This is a genomic window from Burkholderia sp. BKH01, assembly GCF_025685725.1.
GTDB lineage: Bacteria > Pseudomonadota > Gammaproteobacteria > Burkholderiales > Burkholderiaceae > Burkholderia > Burkholderia pyrrocinia_C.
Window position 1 is genome coordinate 160,735 of the sequence record NZ_JAOTQT010000002.1, and the last position, 15,611, is coordinate 176,345.

General features: G+C 67.9%; 11 protein-coding genes. 7 read left to right on the forward strand and 4 right to left on the reverse strand.

Translation table 11 applies throughout. The features are described from left to right. Positions 1 to 3 precede the first annotated feature (3 nt). Positions 4 to 1,272 (reverse strand): MFS transporter, encoded by a 1,269-nt coding sequence (locus OEJ37_RS03710; protein ID WP_263343239.1) that lies wholly within the window; start codon positions 1,270 to 1,272, stop codon positions 4 to 6. Between the two features lie 106 nt (positions 1,273 to 1,378). On the opposite strand from OEJ37_RS03710, the gene OEJ37_RS03715 reads away from it, so the two are divergent. The 3 genes from OEJ37_RS03715 (at position 1,379) to OEJ37_RS03725 (ending at position 3,145) form a co-directional block, all read left to right on the forward strand. Then, positions 1,379 to 2,440: a LysR substrate-binding domain-containing protein gene (locus tag OEJ37_RS03715; RefSeq protein WP_411859234.1), complete on the forward strand. Its 1,062-nt coding sequence runs from the start codon at positions 1,379 to 1,381 to the stop codon at positions 2,438 to 2,440. 115 nt (positions 2,441 to 2,555) lie between these two features. Continuing rightward, positions 2,556 to 2,765 (forward strand): DUF2281 domain-containing protein, encoded by a 210-nt coding sequence (locus OEJ37_RS03720; protein ID WP_263343241.1) that lies wholly within the window; start codon positions 2,556 to 2,558, stop codon positions 2,763 to 2,765. Continuing rightward, a complete protein-coding gene (locus tag OEJ37_RS03725) occupies positions 2,765 to 3,145 on the forward strand; it encodes a type II toxin-antitoxin system VapC family toxin (protein WP_263343242.1) in 381 nt (126 codons plus the stop codon). Before OEJ37_RS03720 ends, OEJ37_RS03725 begins: the two co-directional genes overlap by 1 nt. Before the next feature lie 56 nt (positions 3,146 to 3,201). On the opposite strand, the gene dapA is transcribed toward OEJ37_RS03725, so the two are convergent. Further along, positions 3,202 to 4,095: a 4-hydroxy-tetrahydrodipicolinate synthase gene (gene dapA, locus OEJ37_RS03730; RefSeq protein ID WP_263343243.1), complete on the reverse strand. Its 894-nt coding sequence runs from the start codon at positions 4,093 to 4,095 to the stop codon at positions 3,202 to 3,204. Positions 4,096 to 4,547: 452 nt separating this feature from the next. On the opposite strand from dapA, the gene OEJ37_RS03735 reads away from it, so the two are divergent. Together OEJ37_RS03735 and OEJ37_RS03740 are read left to right on the forward strand one after the other, a co-directional pair. After that, positions 4,548 to 5,567 (forward strand): sulfate ABC transporter substrate-binding protein, encoded by a 1,020-nt coding sequence (locus OEJ37_RS03735; RefSeq protein ID WP_175941480.1) that lies wholly within the window; start codon positions 4,548 to 4,550, stop codon positions 5,565 to 5,567. 194 nt (positions 5,568 to 5,761) lie between these two features. Further along, the gene (locus tag OEJ37_RS03740; RefSeq protein WP_263343244.1) at positions 5,762 to 6,724 is read left to right on the forward strand and encodes an ion channel; all 963 of its coding nucleotides are present in this window, start codon (positions 5,762 to 5,764) and stop codon (positions 6,722 to 6,724) included. 37 nt (positions 6,725 to 6,761) lie between these two features. Here OEJ37_RS03740 and OEJ37_RS03745 read toward each other — a convergent pair whose 3' ends face one another. After that, complete coding sequence (locus OEJ37_RS03745; RefSeq protein ID WP_034179197.1) at positions 6,762 to 7,376, reverse strand: glutathione S-transferase family protein; 615 nt, start codon at positions 7,374 to 7,376, stop codon at positions 6,762 to 6,764. 193 nt (positions 7,377 to 7,569) lie between these two features. Here OEJ37_RS03745 and OEJ37_RS03750 point away from each other — a divergent pair, with 193 nt between their 5' ends. Further along, on the forward strand, positions 7,570 to 8,127 hold the full coding sequence (locus OEJ37_RS03750) for a DapH/DapD/GlmU-related protein (RefSeq protein ID WP_174419941.1): 558 nt from the start codon (positions 7,570 to 7,572) through the stop codon (positions 8,125 to 8,127). Between the two features lie 1,913 nt (positions 8,128 to 10,040). Beyond that, positions 10,041 to 13,613 (forward strand): indolepyruvate ferredoxin oxidoreductase family protein, encoded by a 3,573-nt coding sequence (locus tag OEJ37_RS03755; protein ID WP_263343245.1) that lies wholly within the window; start codon positions 10,041 to 10,043, stop codon positions 13,611 to 13,613. An 86-nt stretch (positions 13,614 to 13,699) separates the two neighbouring features. On the opposite strand, the gene OEJ37_RS03760 is transcribed toward OEJ37_RS03755, so the two are convergent. Continuing rightward, positions 13,700 to 15,367 carry a Na+/H+ antiporter gene (locus OEJ37_RS03760; protein WP_263343246.1) on the reverse strand — a complete coding sequence of 556 codons (1,668 nt, stop codon included), beginning with the start codon at positions 15,365 to 15,367 and terminating at the stop codon, positions 13,700 to 13,702. Between the last annotated feature and the right edge of the window lie 244 nt (positions 15,368 to 15,611).

A 15,611-nucleotide genomic window follows, 5' to 3' on the forward strand; every position in this document is an offset into this window, starting at 1 on the left:
CCGCTACCGCGAGAACAGCGGATAGGTCGCGCCGGCGACCAGCGCGGCCGCGAGCCAGACCACGCTCCACGAACTGACGGCGAGCAACGGCGGAATCGCGAGCGGCGTCGCGAACAGCCCGAGGTAGACGATCGTGTTCGCCATCCCGAGCGCGGTGCCCGCGTGGTTCGCGCCGGCGAGCGTCGCGAGCTCCGTATACGCGACGCCGTGCCATGCCGATACGCAGACGCCCGCGAACACGAGAATCGCGACGATCGCCGCGAGCGGCACGTGCGGGCTGCCGGCCGTCGCGGCTGCAAGCAGCGCGAACGACCCGGCCGCGACGAGCACGGAACCGCGCAGGTAAGCGCGCCGGTTGCCGTGCCGGTCGGTATGACGGCCGCTCCAGACGCGCATCACCATCGCGCCGAACTGCAGCGCGACCATCGCCGCGCTGATGCCGGCGAGGCCGAGCCGGCCGAAGTCGTGCAGGAACACCGTCGCGAACGTGAGCACCGCGAACTGCGGCGCGCACAGCAGGCCCATGCCGAGCACGATGCGCCACACACGGCCGCTCGCGAGCGGGCTGCGCGCATGCGGGGCGGGCTGCTGCTGTTCGACGGGACGATGCACGGTGCCGTGCACGGCGGCCGGCGCGGCGGGCGGTTCGTGCAGCCAGCGCCAGGTCAACGCGGCCGATCCCGCGCACAGCAGCATCAGCGCGCCGAACACCGCGGCGAAGCCGAGATGCGACGCGAGCGACGGCAGCAGCGCCGCGCCGACGCCGCCGCCGAGCGGGACGGCCGTCTGGCGGATGCTCATCGCGAGCCCGCGTTCGCGCTCGCCGAACCAGCGCATCACCGCGCGCCCGCTCGACCCGTTCACGCTGCCGCCAAGCAGGCCGACGCAGCTCATCATCGTGACGACGCGCACCAGCGGCGGCACCGCGTGCGCGGTCGGGACGATCGCGCACATCATCAGCGCGAACATCGCGGCCGTCGCGACGAGCCCGGTCAGCAGCACGCGGCGATCGCCGAAGCGGTCGGCGGCGATTCCCCAAGGCAGCTCGGACAGCGCGACGCCGAAGCCGAGCGCGCCGAGCACGAGGCCGAGCGCGCCGTTGTCGAGGTGATAGGCCGTGCGCATCCACACGGCGGTGGTCGGAATGCCGGCCGCGGCGGCCGAAAAGCTCATGTTCGCGGCGACGCCGGCCGCCAGCACGCGCCAGCGGTGGGCGGGCACGCGCGCGTCACGCGCGGGCGAGGAGGGGGAAGCGATGCAGGTGGTATCCATGACGGCAGGCCCGATTGGAATTTGACATCGACAGTCTGGCGGCCTACATTCATCCTGAAAATCGGAAAGTTTTTGATGAATCGTTCGATAAAACAGGATGATTGACGTGCCCGGACAAGACCTTCCCCGTGGCGGCGACGAGCCGCTCGCAATGGCCGATGCCGCGCATGCCCGGCCCAACTTCGATGTGGCGGCGCTGCGCAGCCTCGTCGCGGGCGTGGATCTCGGCAGTTTCGCGAAGGCGGCCGACCGCGTCGCGCGCTCGTCGTCGGCGGTGAGCGCACAGATCCGCAAGCTCGAGGAGCAGGCCGGCACGCCGCTGTTCGTGAAAGCCGGGCGCGGGCTCGCGCTGACCGACGCCGGCGACGCGATGCTGCGCTATGCGCGGCGGATGATCGAGCTGAACGACGAGGCGGCCGCGGCCGTGCGCGGCGTGAATCTCGACGGCTGGGTGCGCGTCGGGCTGCAGGAGGATTTCGGCGAGGCGATCCTGCCCGACGTGCTCGGGCGATTTGCGCGCGCGCATCCGAAGGTGAGGATCGAGGCGCGCGTGGCGCGCAATGCCGAACTGCTCGACCGGCTCGATGCGAACCAACTGGATCTCGCGCTCGTGTGGGGCGACCCGGCGTCGGCGGCGCTCGTGTCGCGGGCCGGGATCGACAGCGAAGCGATCGCGCAGGTGCCGATGCAATGGATCGGTGCGGTGGGCGCGGGCGGGTTCGGGATGCCGGACGGCGGCGGGGAGGGCGCGGAAGACGATGTGGCAGCGGTTGCGCGCCGCGAAACGGGCGGCCGTGCCGTGCGCGTACCGGGCGAGCCGCTGCCGCTCGTCGTGTTCGACCGGCCGTGCCGGTTCTTCGGCGCGGCAACCGATGCGCTCGACCGCGCGAGCGTGCCGTGGCGCGTCGCGTTCACGACGCCGAGCCTCGCCGGGCTATGGGCGGCGGCGGCGGCCGGCCTCGGGCTGACGGTGCGCTCGCACTACGGGCTGCCCGCGTCGGTGCGCGTGCTCGACGCGGCGTCGTCCGGCCTGCCGGAACTGCCGAGCCTGCCGCTGATCCTGCTGCGGCGCACGTCGTCGGCGACGCCGACCGTCGACCGGCTCGCGCGGATCGTGACGCAGGCTGTGCGGCAGGCGGAGGGGGCAGTGGCGGCGCTGGCGGCCTGACGAAACGTTCGATTGCCGCCGTGGGCTGCGACTCGGCAGCCCCTCTGCCGATCGGTCGAATGGATCGATCGGGAGAATCTGACTACAGTGATGGTCACCTGTAACGGAGGTCATCATGCAAAACGCGAACATTCCCGACGTCAGTGCGATCGATCCATCGCAACGGGCTGATGCCACGATCCGCGGTGACGGGGTGTCAGCCGATCGACTCGCGCCCGCCAAGCCGCCCATTCGGTTCGGAGTCCTGCAAGGGCAGGCCTGGATCGCGGACGACTTCGACGCTCCGCTGCCCGATTACCTGCTGGATGCTTTCGAAGGGCGCTGATGCGGCTGTTGCTCGATACGCACATCTTTTTGTGGATCGTGACCAATGACCCGAAGCTCAGCGCACGGGCGCGCAAACTGATCTCGGCCGCCGACGAACGTTTCGTCAGCAGCGCGAGTATCTGGGAGGCCGCCATCAAGGCCGGCTTGGGGAAGCTCGACATCGACGTGGACAGGCTGATCCGTTCGATCGGCGCAAGCGGGATTCGCGAGCTACCGGTTCGGGCCGCGCATGGGGCCGCAGTCCGGGATTTGCCGCACCACCATCGCGATCCGTTCGATCGCTTGCTGGTCGCGCAGGCCCGGCTCGAGCCGCTTCGGCTTGTAACTGCCGACGCCCATCTTGCGCGGTACGGCCTGTCTCTGGTTCTGACAGTTTGAAATAATCAGTCGCGTCGAAATTCTTCTGTCGCCAGCGCCCCGCGCGGTGTAGAGGCTTAAGCCGCCGCAACGTCAGGCTCGATTTCGTCGAGTGCCGCGCAGATGGCCGCCAGCCGCTCCCGCAACCCGTCGCTTGCCGGCACGAACGGCAGCCGCAACCCGTCCTCGCACCATCCTTGCGCGGCCAGCACGGCCTTCACCGGCGCCGGGTTCGGTTCCGCGAACAGCGCCGCGACGAGCGGCTGCAGTGCCACCGACAGGCGCCGCGCGTCGGCGAGCCGTCCGTCGCGCAGCAGCGCATGGATGCGCACATGGCATTCGGGCAGCACGTGCGCGCTGCTGGCAATCGCGCCGTGCGCACCGGCGCATAGCGCCGCGAAGTTCTGGTTGTCGTCGCCGGACAGGATCGCGAGCGGCGTGTCGTGCACGAGCCGGCTCATCCGGTCGAGCGTGCCGCCGCATTCCTTGATGCCCGCGACGCGCGGGTCGCGCGCAAGCGCCTGCAGCGTCTCCAGTTCGACGTTCACGCCGGTGCGGTACGGGATGTTGTAGACGAGCACCGGCAGGTCGGCCGCGTCGACGATCGCCTCGACATGGCGGCGGATGCCGTCCTGCGTCGGCCGCACGTAGACGGGCGGCGTGACGAGCAGCCCGTCGGGCCGCAGCGCCGCGAGTTCGCGCGCGCGTGCCGTCGCGAAATGCGTCGCGCTCGCGGTCAGCCCGACGACGATCGGCAGGCCAGGCGCCGCGTCGCGCAGCGTCGCGAACACGGCGTCCTGTTCGCGTGCGTCGAGCAGCACGCCTTCACCGGTCGTCGCGCCCGCGACGAAGCCCGCGATGCCCGCGGCCGCATAGTGGCGCGCGAGCCGCGCGAGGGCCGCATGGTCGACTTCGCCGTGGTGGAACGGCGTGATGATCGGCAGCCAGATACCTTCGAAACGTGTGTGCATGAAAAGCCTCATGGTGGAAACGGAGTGGGAAGGAACCGTTCCGCCGGCGGAGTGCCGGAACGAGGCACGCGGGCAAGGAGAAAGAAACGACCTGCGGGCATCCCGTCCGGCATTCGCCTGACGGGACGCGACGCCCCCGTCAGTCGAGGAGTCGTTTTTTCAGTTTCAGCCCGGCCGCGCGCGTACCTGCCGCGACGGCGGCGAGGATCGAGAACGAGCGCAGGGCAGCGGACATGGATGAACCGTGAAGTGGGCTGAACGGCGATCTTAACATCGGATCGGACGCGTGCGCGAGCGTCCGCCGCTGGTTAGCACGATTCGAGATTTGCTTTCCACGACTGATTGGAAAGCGCGCCGCGCCCGGCCGCTAGAATGCCCGCTTACGTTTCGATGACAGCGCGTACGCGTGCCGTCACGCACATTCACCACCACTGGAAACGGGGCATATCACGATGGCAAGCATCAAGGGGATCGGCCGCTGGCTGCACACGGGCGCGGCGGCGGCGCTCGTCGTCGCGGCGACGGCTGCGCACGCGGACACGTCGCTCCTGAACGTGTCGTACGACGTGACGCGCGAGCTGTACAAGGACATCAACGCGAGCTTTGCCGCCGCCTACAAGCAGAAGACCGGCGAGACGGTCGCGCTCAAGCAGTCGCACGGCGCGTCGAGCGCGCAGGCGCTGTCGGTGCTGCAGGGGCTGCAGGCCGACGTCGTGACGATGAACCAGCCGAACGACATCGACCTGCTCGCCGAGCGCGGCCAGCTGCTGCCGAAGGACTGGCGCGCGCGCTTCCCGGACAACAGCTCGCCGTACTCGACGACGATGGTGTTCCTCGTGCGCAAGGGCAACCCGAAGGCGATCAAGGACTGGAGCGATCTCGCGAAGCCGGGCGTCCAGGTGATCATCGCGAACCCGAAGACGTCGGGCAACGGCCGCTACGCGTATCTCGCCGCGTGGGGCTTCCAGAAGCAGAAGGGCGCGACCGACCAGCAGGCGCTCGACTTCGAGAAGGCGATCTTCCGCAACGTGCCGGTGCTCGACTCGGGCGGCCGAGGCGCCACGACGACGTTCACGCAGCGCGGCATCGGCGACGTGCTGGTCACGTTCGAGAACGAAGTCGCGCTGATGGACACCGGCGCGTCGGGCGCGCAGTTCGACGCCGTGTATCCGTCGGCGAGCATCCTCGCGGAGCCGCCCGTCGCCGTCGTCGACAAGGTCGTCGACAAGAAGGGCACGCGCAAGGTCGCGCAGGCGTATCTCGACTACCTGTACACGCCGGAAGCGCAGGAGATCATCGCGCGGCACCATCTGCGCCCGCGCGACGCGAACGTGCTGAAGAAGCATGCGGCCGAGTTCAAGTCGCTGAAGACGTTCAGCGTCGAGCAGGTCTTCGGCAGCTGGGCGAACGCGCAGAAGACCCATTTCGCCGACGGCGGCACTTTCGACCAGGTGATCGTCGACCGGAAGTGATAACGGCGCGCTCCGCGCGCTGGTCCGCACGATGACGATGCAGCCGGCCGCTTTCAAGCGGCCGGTTTTTTTTTCGACGCTGCGCGGCCGCACGCGTCCGGCGGCGCGGCAAATTTCCGTTCCGAATCGGCACGCATTCCCGGCCGCCGCCGCGCATGCTACGCTCATCGCCTCCCTGAAACCGGCACTGCGCGATGACCGTCGATTCGTCCTCCCCCGCCTCCCGCGGCCGTGGCCGCAAGATCTGGTCGGGCACCCGCCCGGTGATCGCGTACGGGATGCCGCCGCTCGGCTGGCGCGATTTCTATCACCGCGCGCTGACGGTGAGCTGGCCCGTGTTCTTCCTGTCGCTCGCGGTGCTGTTCCTGCTGCTCAACGGCGGCTTCGCGATGCTCTACATGCTGGGCCACGCGCCGATCGCGAACCAGTCGCCGGCCGGGTTCGGCGGCGCGTTCTTCTTCAGCGTCGAGACGCTCGCGACCGTCGGCTACGGCGACATGCATCCGCAGACTACTTATGCGCACCTGGTCGCGACGCTCGAGATCTTCGTCGGGATGTCGAGCATCGCGCTGGCCACGGGGCTCGTGTTCGCGCGGTTTTCCCGGCCGCAGGCGAAGATCCTGTTCGCGCGCTACGCGATCGTGCGGCCGTTGAACGGCCGGATGACGTTGATGGTGCGCGCCGCGAATGCGCGCCAGAACGTGATTGCCGAGGCGCAGGCGAAATTGCGGCTGATGCGCGTCGAAGGCACGCACGAGGGCTACTCGCTGCGCAAGATCCACGACCTGCCGCTCGTGCGCAGCGAGCATCCGATCTTCCTGCTCGGCTGGAACCTGATGCACGTGATCGACGAATCGAGCGCGCTGTTCGGCGAGACGCCCGAATCGCTTGCTGCGCGCGACGCGTCGCTGCTGATCACGATCGAGGGCTCGGACGAGACGACCGCGCAGGTCATGCAGGCGCGTCACTCGTGGGCGCATGGGGAGATTCGCTGGCGTCATCGTTATGTCGACCTGATGCACGACGAAGACGGCGTCACGCACATCGACTACACGCATTTTCACGACGTAGTGCCGGTCGACACCGATACCGACGAGCGCGGTTCGCCGGGCGTGGTGGTCGAAGCGGGCGCCGCGGCGCAGGGGCCGGCTGCGTAGGTATGCTCGCGGGGCGGCGGGCGCCGCCCCGCATGCGTCAAGCGTGCAGCAGACGCGCCGCTTCGCGTTGTTCGATCGCGACCGCGCGGCGGAACGCGTCGCGGTCCTCGGCTCGCGCGACGTAGTCGCCGAGCACGCCTTCGTGCGGCAGCAGATGCGCGTCGAACGCGATCTTCAGCGTGCTGGCGAGCAGCAGGTCGGCCGCGGTGAAGCGGTCGCCGACGAGCCAGGGGCTATGGGCGAGCGTCTGCGCGAGCGCGCGCTGCACGCGCGTGATGTTGCCCCAGCCGAACGCGACCGGATTGCCCGATGCGCCCGTGAATTTTTCGGCCATCGCCGGTTCGAGGCAGGTCGGCGTGAAGAACATCCATTGGAGGAAACGGCCGCGCAGCGGATCGTCGGGTGCGATGCCGAGCCCGGCGCCCGGGCAACGGTCGGCGAGATAGAGCAGCACGGCACCCGATTCGGCGAACGGCGCGCTACCGTCGTCGAGCGCGGGCAGCTTGGCCATCGGGTTGACCTGGACGAACGCGTCGCTGCCCTGTTCGTGCGAGCGCAGGTCGATCGGCACGAGTTCGTACACCACGCCGATTTCCTCCAGCATCCACAACGCCCGGAATGCCCGGGTCTTCGGCCAGTAGTAGAGCTTCATCGCGCCTCCGCGTTTGGGTGCAGGTAGGGTCCGGTGAATGCTCAAGCGTACCCGAGCAACGCGGGTTCGACAGAGGTTTAATGAGTGACTAGTTATATAAAGACTAGTTATAAATTCGAATCGGGAATCTCGGTGCAGATCAGCACGACTGCCGGGCACCGCCGGTTCGACCGTGCAGGGAGACAAGCAACGAATGGCAAACGACGATCGCACCACGATCATTCCGCGAAGAACGCCGGAATCGGCGGCCATGGTGGCCGAGGTCAAGCGAGCGATGGCGATCACCGCGCGGCTCAACCGTCTGACGTTCGACGATGCGGCAGACGTCCGCGCGTTGTTCAGCGAACTGATCGGCACGCAGGTGGACGACGGCTTCGTGCTGATTCCGCCGTTCCATGCAACGGGTGGCGCCGGCATGAAGATCGGGCGCAACGTGTTCGTCAACCAGAACTGCACGTTCTACGACCTGGGCGGGCTCGAGATCGGCGACGACGTGATGATCGGGCCGAACGTCAGCCTGATCACGTCCGGCCATCCGGTCGAGCCTTCCCGGCGGCGCGATTTCGTTGTCGCGAAGCCGATCGTGATCGAACGGAACGTTTGGATCGGCGCCGGCGCGACGATCATCGGTGGCGTGACGGTGGGCGAGAATTCGGTCGTCGCGGCCGCGGCCGTCGTCACCAGGGACGTTCCGCCGAATACGCTCGTCGGCGGCAATCCGGCAACGGTCATTCGTTCGATCGCCGAGTGAGGCTGCCCGGGAGCGTGTGTCGGCTTGAGTGAGCGCAATGGGAGGGATGTGGACAACCCACCGCCAAGGCGACTCGAAACGCTGTGCATTTGAATGGTGAGGGTGCCGCCGAGGCTGTCCAGACAGGGCTTTCCGGCTATCGCCCGAATGCTGCGCGTTGATGCGCCGACCGCTTTCGCCGATGTGCCGACGAACGTTTCTTCGCACGATCCGTTGTGGATATCCGCGCATCGAAACGACTCGGCGACCTGTGCATTTCACCGGTGAGGATGACCGAATGCGCGCAATACATGAAGAGGGTTGTGGATAACCGACCCACGAAACGACACGAAATACTGTGGAATTCAGCGGTGAGTGTCGGCGCCCGATCACGCGACGTGCCTGCTCCGGCGCGGCTTCCCAACCTTTGGTGTGATTCGGAGCGCCGCGCATTCTAGCCGAACGCGCGCATGCGTGACCGAACCGCGAGTGCGTGGCGACACGGATATCCGGCCCCGGAAGCCCATCGAAGGGCCGTGCATTCTAACGGTGAGCGCGGGGAAGTGGTCCGCCGCGAGCAGATTTCATTGCGCGTACCAACCTTCTCAAGCGACTCGACGCGCTGTGCAATTCAATGGTGAGCGTGAGTGCGCCATCGGCGGACAGCCGGTCAAGACGCGGCCGTTCGGCCGACAACGTCGTCTGAAGCGCCGCGCATTTCAGGCCCGGGAGCGAGCACGCTGTCGAGGGCAACGCGGATTCCCGTGTGGATATCCGGCCAACCAAACGACTCGCGGCACTGTGTATTTCGAAGGTGAGTGTCGACGCCCGATTGGATAGCGTGCCGACGCCGGCGTGGCCTCCCGGTCGTCGCGGCCCTTGGAAACGTGCTTTCATGGCTGATCAAAGGATTCGCGTCCATGTGGATATCCGTCTCTCCAGGCCACTCGTCGCGCTGTGTTTTTCAACGGTGAGGGTGCGAGCGAGATCGGACGGCAGTGCCGGTTCGGGCGGTGGACAACTGCCGCCGCAGCCACTCGAAGCGCTGTGGTTCTCAACGGTGAGGGTGCGAGCGAGATCGGTCAGCAGAGCCGGTTCGGGCGTGGACAACTACCATCTCAGCCATTCGAAGCGCTGTGGTTTTCGACGGTGAGGGTGCGCTTGAGACCGGACGACAGAGGCAGTTCGGGCGGTGGACAACCACCGCCACAGCCACTCGAAGCGCTGTGGTTTTCAACGGTGAGCGCAAGCCCACGACTGCGCAGCATGTCTGTCCGGCGTCGATATCCGGCCAACGAACCCACTCGCGCTCCTGTGTATTCGATCGGTGAGGGTGAATCGCGGATCGACGAAATCAGCCGATGCCGATGTGGATATCCACAGCCGAAACCCACTCGCCATGCTGTGAATTTCAACGGTGAGCGTCGGCGCCCGAGCGAACCGGATACCGATCACGGATGTGGACATCCCGCCCCCAACGCCACTCGAAACGCTGTGCATTCGAACGGTGAGCGCGCGAGCCCGATCGGCCGAAGGGCGCGGCATTGTGGACATCCCGCGCTTCCGACCAATCGGAAGGCTGTGCATTCCAATGGTGAGGGTGACCGCCTCGGACCGCCGAATCCCTTGTCACACGGGGCGCGAGCACCCGCCGCCGCGCCGGCCGGTTGCCTGCGGACCCGCACCGGTGGTTCCGTTAAACCACCCGGCCGTCCCGACACCCCGCCAATCCCGCTCGACCACCGCGCGCGAAAACTCTCTCAAATCCCGGTAAAAAGCTGCGCAGTTTTTCTCGCTACGGGCCCGCCCGAGCAAGAAGAGAAAAAACATTCTCGTCTGCGCGCGAAAAAATAGAGGCATTCGCTGCCGGCGCCCACACGTCGCCCGACGCACCGCCGCGCAGCCCAGAACAGCACAATCAGGAGACATCCCCCATGACCGCCCGCTTGCCCATCGACGGCACGCCTGCCCTGTCCGACTATCGCCTGACCGACAACCTGACCGCGACGCGCGGCCGGATCTTCCTGACCGGCACGCAAGCGCTGGTTCGCCTGATGCTGATGCAGCGCACGGTCGACACCGAACAGGGGCTCAACACGGCCGGCTTCGTCAGCGGCTACCGCGGCTCGCCGCTCGGCATGGTCGACCAGCAGCTGTGGAAGGCGAAGAAACTGCTCGACGGCAGCGGCGTGCGCTTCCTGCCCGCAATCAACGAGGAACTCGGCGGCACGGCCGTGCTCGGCACGCAGCGTGTCGAGGCCGATCCCGAGCGTACGGTCGAAGGCGTGTATGCGATGTGGTACGGCAAGGGCCCGGGCGTCGATCGCGCCGGCGACGCGCTGAAGCACGGTAACGCGTACGGTTCGTCGCCGCACGGCGGCGTGCTCGTCGTCGCGGGCGACGACCACGGCTGCGTGTCGTCGTCGATGCCGCACCAGAGCGACTTCGCGATGATCGCGTGGCACATGCCGGTCGTGAACCCGGCGAACATCGCCGACATGCTCGAATTCGGCCTGTACGGCTGGGCGCTGTCGCGCTACTCGGGCGCCTGGGTCGGTTTCAAGGCGATCTCGGAAACGGTCGAGTCGGGCTCGACCGTCGATCTCGACGCGCTGCAGACGCAGTGGCCGGCGCCGGCGGGCTTCACGCCGCCGGCGGGCGGCCTGCACAACCGCTGGCCCGACCTGCCCAGCCTCACGATCGAGGCGCGTCTCGCCGCGAAGCTCGACGCGGTGCGTCATTTCGCGCGCACCAACAGCATCGACAAGTGGATCGCGCCGAGCGCGCGGGCAAACGTCGGCATCGTCACGTGCGGCAAGGCGCATCTCGACCTGATGGAGGCGCTGCGCCGTCTCGACCTGACGGTGGCCGACCTCGACGCGGCCGGCGTGCGGATCTACAAGGTCGGCCTGTCGTATCCGCTCGAGATGACGCGCATCGAGACCTTCGTCGACGGGCTCGCCGAAGTGCTCGTGATCGAGGAGAAAGGCCCGGTCATCGAGCAGCAGATCAAGGATTACCTGTACAACCGCACGGAAGGCGCGCGTCCGCGCGTGCTCGGCAAGCACGACGCCGCCGGCGCCTGCCTGCTGTCCGAACTCGGCGAGCTGCGCCCGTCGCGCATCCTGCCGGTGTTTGCCGAATGGCTCGCGCGGCACAAGCCGGCGCTCGACCGCCGCGAACGCGTCGTCGATCTCGTCGCGCCGCAGATCCTGTCGAACGAGGCCGACGCGGTGAAGCGCACGCCGTACTTCTGCTCGGGGTGCCCGCACAACACGTCGACGAAGGTGCCGGAAGGCTCGATCGCGCAGGCCGGCATCGGCTGCCACTTCATGGCGTCGTGGATGGAGCGCGACACGACGGGGCTGATCCAGATGGGTGGCGAGGGCGTCGACTGGGCCGCGCACGCGATGTTCACGAACACGAAGCACGTGTTCCAGAACCTCGGCGACGGCACCTACTTCCACTCGGGCATCCTCGCGATCCGCCAGGCGGTCGCCGCGAAAGCGAACATCACGTACAAGATCCTCTACAACGACGCGGTCGCGATGACGGGCGGCCAGCCGGTCGACGGCAGCATCTCGGTGCCGCAGATCGCGCGACAGGTCGAGGCGGAAGGCGTGTCGCGCTTCGTCGTCGTGTCCGACGAACCGGAGAAGTACGACGGCCATCACGGGCTGTTTCCGAAGGGTACGACGTTCCACCACCGCAGCGAGCTCGACACGGTGCAGCGCGAACTGCGCGAGACGCCGGGCGTCACCGTGCTGATCTACGACCAGACCTGCGCGGCCGAGAAGCGCCGCCGCCGCAAGAAAGGCGAATTCCCCGACCCGGACAAGCGCCTGTTCATCAACGACGCGGTGTGCGAAGGCTGCGGCGACTGCGGCGTGCAGTCGAACTGCCTGTCGGTCGAGCCGCTCGAGACGCCGCTCGGCCGCAAGCGCCGCATCGACCAGTCGTCGTGCAACAAGGATTATTCATGCGTGAACGGCTTCTGCCCGAGCTTCGTGACGGTCGAAGGCGCGGCGCTGAAGAAGGCCGCGGGCGCCGCATTCGACGAAGCGGCGCTAGCCGCGCGCGTCGACGCGCTGCCGGTGCCGGCGACGCATCTCGATGCGGCGCCGTTCGACATGCTCGTGACGGGCGTCGGCGGCACGGGCGTCGTGACGGTCGGCGCGCTGATCAGCATGGCCGCGCACCTCGAAGGCAAGAGCGCATCGGTGCTCGACTTCATGGGCTTCGCGCAGAAGGGCGGCTCGGTGCTGTCGTTCGTGCGGATCGCTTCGAGCGACCAATGGCTGAACCAGGTGCGCATCGACACGCAGCAGGCCGACGTGCTGCTCGCGTGCGACATGGTCGTCGGCGCGAGCGCCGAAGCGCTGCAGACGGTGCGTCACGAGCGTTCGAGGATCGTCGTCAACACGCACCGGATCCCGAACGCGTCGTTCGTGCAGAACCCCGACGCGAACCTGCATGCGGACGCGCTGCTCGAGAAGATGCGTCACGCGGCCGGCGACGGCTACCTGTCGAGCTGCGACGCGCAGGCGCTCGCCGCGAAGTTCCTCGGCGATTCGATCGGCGCGAACATCCTGATGCTCGGCTACGCGTGGCAGCTCGGCCTCGTGCCGGTGTCGCTCGCCGCGATGATGCGCGCGATCGAGCTGAACAACGTTGCGGTGCCGATGAACAAGCTCGCGTTCTCGATCGGCCGGATGGCGGCCGGCGATGCGGCGGGGCTCGACGCGTTGTGGAACGCGCGTCACACGGTGGCCGCACAGGTCGCGCCGGAGACGCTCGCCGAACTGATCGCCGATCGCGAAGCGCGTCTCGACGCGTACGGCGGCGCGCGCTACGTCGAGCGCTACCGTGCGCTCGTGAACGCGGCGGCCGCGAAGGGCGACGACGCGCTGGCGCGCGCGGTCGCGACGACGTTCTACCGGCTGCTCGCGGTGAAGGACGAATACGAGGTCGCGCGGCTTTACACGGACGACGCATTCCGCACCGCGCTCGAAGCGCAGTTCGAAGGCGTGCCGGGGCAGGCCTATCGCGTGAAGTTCAACCTCGCGCCGCCGACGATCGCGAAGGCCGGCCGCGACGGCGGCGTGCCGAAGAAACGCGTGTTCGGCCAGTGGATGTGGCCGGTGTTCGGCATGCTGGCCCGCGTGCGCAGCCTGCGCGGCACGTGGCTCGATCCGTTCGGCCGCACCGTCGAGCGCAGGATGGAACGCGCGCTCGCCGACGACTACGAGACGACGCTCGCCCGTGCGCTCGCCGCGACGACGGCCGGCAATGCGGCGCAGGTCGCGCAGCTGGCCGACCTGCACGCCCGCGTGCGCGGCTTCGGTCACGTGAAGGTGCGTAACCTGGCCGGCGTGAAGCGTGCGGAGCGCGAGCTCGCGCTGCAGCTCGGCATCGACGCGGCGACGAGCGCGGCCGTGCAGCACGCGCTCGACGAAATGAAGGGCGCCGGAATGCTGAAGGGGATTCCGGTCGTCGTCGCGAAGTAACGCGAACGCGGGCGGATGTGAAAACGGCGACGCTTCGGCGTCGCCGTTCTTTTATGGGTGGTTGCTTCCGGGCATCGAACGGCCCGTCAGAGAATGCCTTTCTTGCGCGTCGACAGCGCGGTTTCCGACAGGTCGATCTCGCGGATCAGCTTCGTCAGCGTCTCGTCCGAAATCTTGCTGTCGCTGCGCAGCCGGTACAGCACCGAGCGCTCCGCGCGGATCGCGGCGATCCGCATCTGCAGTTCCATCGTTTCGCTCTGCTTCGCTTCCGCGCGCGGCGTGGGGCCGTCCTCGGCGAGCGCGGCGAGCCGGCGGCGGTACTGGTCCATCACGCGCGCGGAGATGTCCGCGCAGCGCGCGGCGCCCGATTCGTCGAGATCGGCCGAGATCGCGTCGTGCGACGAGTCGATCGCGCGAATCGCGGCCTGCGCGGCGGCCGCACGCGCGGTGCGCTCCTCGTCGGCGAGCGGGTTGCGCGACGAGCGCACGCCGCGCAGCAGCAGCGGCAGGCCGATCACCGCGACGACGAGCGAGCCGAGGATCACGGCCGACGCGACGAAGATCGCGGTGTCGCGCCCCGGCAGCGGCGCGCCGTCGGCGAGTGCGACGGGGATCGACAGCACGCCGGCGAGCGTGACGGCGCCGCGCACGCCGCCGACCGTCATCACCGCGATCGTGCGCACGCCGGCCATCGTGCCCGCGAGACCCTGGCGCGCCGCGCGGCGGCTCGCAATCCAGCGCAGCAGCCAGACCCACAGGAAGCGGATCGCATACAGCGCGATCATCATCGCGCATACGTTGAAGATCATCCGGCCGACGAGTGCGTCGCTCGTATGGTGCGCGTCGACGAGCGCGCGGCCGATGATGTGCGGCAACTGCAGCCCGAGCATGATGAACACCATGCCGTTGAACACGAACTCGATCATCGCCCACGTGCTTTCGGCGCGCACGCGCGACGCGACGGTGCTTTTGCGCGAGAAGCTCGTGTAATTCATCATCATCCCCGCCGACACGGCCGCGAGCACGCCCGACAGATCGAGGTGCTCGGCGAACAGGTAGGCCGCGAACGGCACGAGCAGCGTCATCACGATGCCGGGGGCCGGATCGCCTTCCTGCTCGGCGTTCAGGAAGCGCGTCGACAGCGCGCTGAACACCCACGACACGATCGCGCCCGTCGCGAGCCCGCCGGCGGCGACGATCACGAACGTGACCGACGCGGCGCGCAGCGAGAACACGCCGGTCAGCGCGGCCGCGATCGCGAACTTCAGCGCGACGAGGCCCGACGCGTCGTTCATCAGCGCCTCGCCTTCGAGGATGTGCATCAGTTGCGGCGGGATCCTACCCTTGCCGGCGATGCCCGACAGCGCGACCGCATCGGTCGGCGACAGCACGGCCGCGAGCGCGAACGCGATCGGCAGCGGCAACTCGGGAATCAGCCAATGCGCGAAGTAGCCCACTGCGAGTACCGTCATGAATACGAGCCCGAATGCGAGCATCAGGATCGCGCGGCGCTGCAGGTACAGCTCGCGTTTGGGAATCCGCCAGCCGTCCGCGAACAGCAGCGGCGGAATGAACAGCAGCATGAAGATTTCGGGATCGAACGTGACGTGCAGGTTGAACTTCGGCCACGCGAGGATTGCACCGAACGCGATCTGCATCAGCGGCAGCGGCAGTTGCAACGGCAGGATGCGTGTGACGGCACCGGACAGTGCGACGGTCAGCAGCAGGATCAGGACTGTGAAGACGATTTCCATCGATACGGCGAATACGGGGAATGAAACGATCGTACGGAGTGTAGCGTGCCGCTGTGACGGCTGCGCTCGAGCGGCCGGTGCGTGCGCACAAAAATGGTGCGCCGGACGCGCGCCACGCTGGTGCGGCAGCCCCGCGCACCCGCGCGGCGTATGGGTTGTTCGCCCCTTGCACGGAGCTTGCTTGATGCTGGGCAGCCGTCCGGCACCGACCGGACAACCGAGGGTCCAACCAAGACATTGCACG

Coding starts and splice junctions, on each gene's coding strand:
- OEJ37_RS03720 (WP_263343241.1), top strand. CDS start 2,556: ATGCAAAACGCGAACATTCCCGACGTCAGTGCGATCGATCCATCGCAA.
- OEJ37_RS03745 (WP_034179197.1), bottom strand. CDS start 7,376: ATGAAGCTCTACTACTGGCCGAAGACCCGGGCATTCCGGGCGTTGTGG.
- OEJ37_RS03755 (WP_263343245.1), top strand. CDS start 10,041: ATGACCGCCCGCTTGCCCATCGACGGCACGCCTGCCCTGTCCGACTAT.
- OEJ37_RS03710 (WP_263343239.1), bottom strand. CDS start 1,272: ATGGATACCACCTGCATCGCTTCCCCCTCCTCGCCCGCGCGTGACGCG.
- OEJ37_RS03740 (WP_263343244.1), top strand. CDS start 5,762: ATGACCGTCGATTCGTCCTCCCCCGCCTCCCGCGGCCGTGGCCGCAAG.
- OEJ37_RS03725 (WP_263343242.1), top strand. CDS start 2,765: ATGCGGCTGTTGCTCGATACGCACATCTTTTTGTGGATCGTGACCAAT.
- OEJ37_RS03750 (WP_174419941.1), top strand. CDS start 7,570: ATGGCAAACGACGATCGCACCACGATCATTCCGCGAAGAACGCCGGAA.
- OEJ37_RS03760 (WP_263343246.1), bottom strand. CDS start 15,367: ATGGAAATCGTCTTCACAGTCCTGATCCTGCTGCTGACCGTCGCACTG.
- dapA (WP_263343243.1), bottom strand. CDS start 4,095: ATGCACACACGTTTCGAAGGTATCTGGCTGCCGATCATCACGCCGTTC.
- OEJ37_RS03735 (WP_175941480.1), top strand. CDS start 4,548: ATGGCAAGCATCAAGGGGATCGGCCGCTGGCTGCACACGGGCGCGGCG.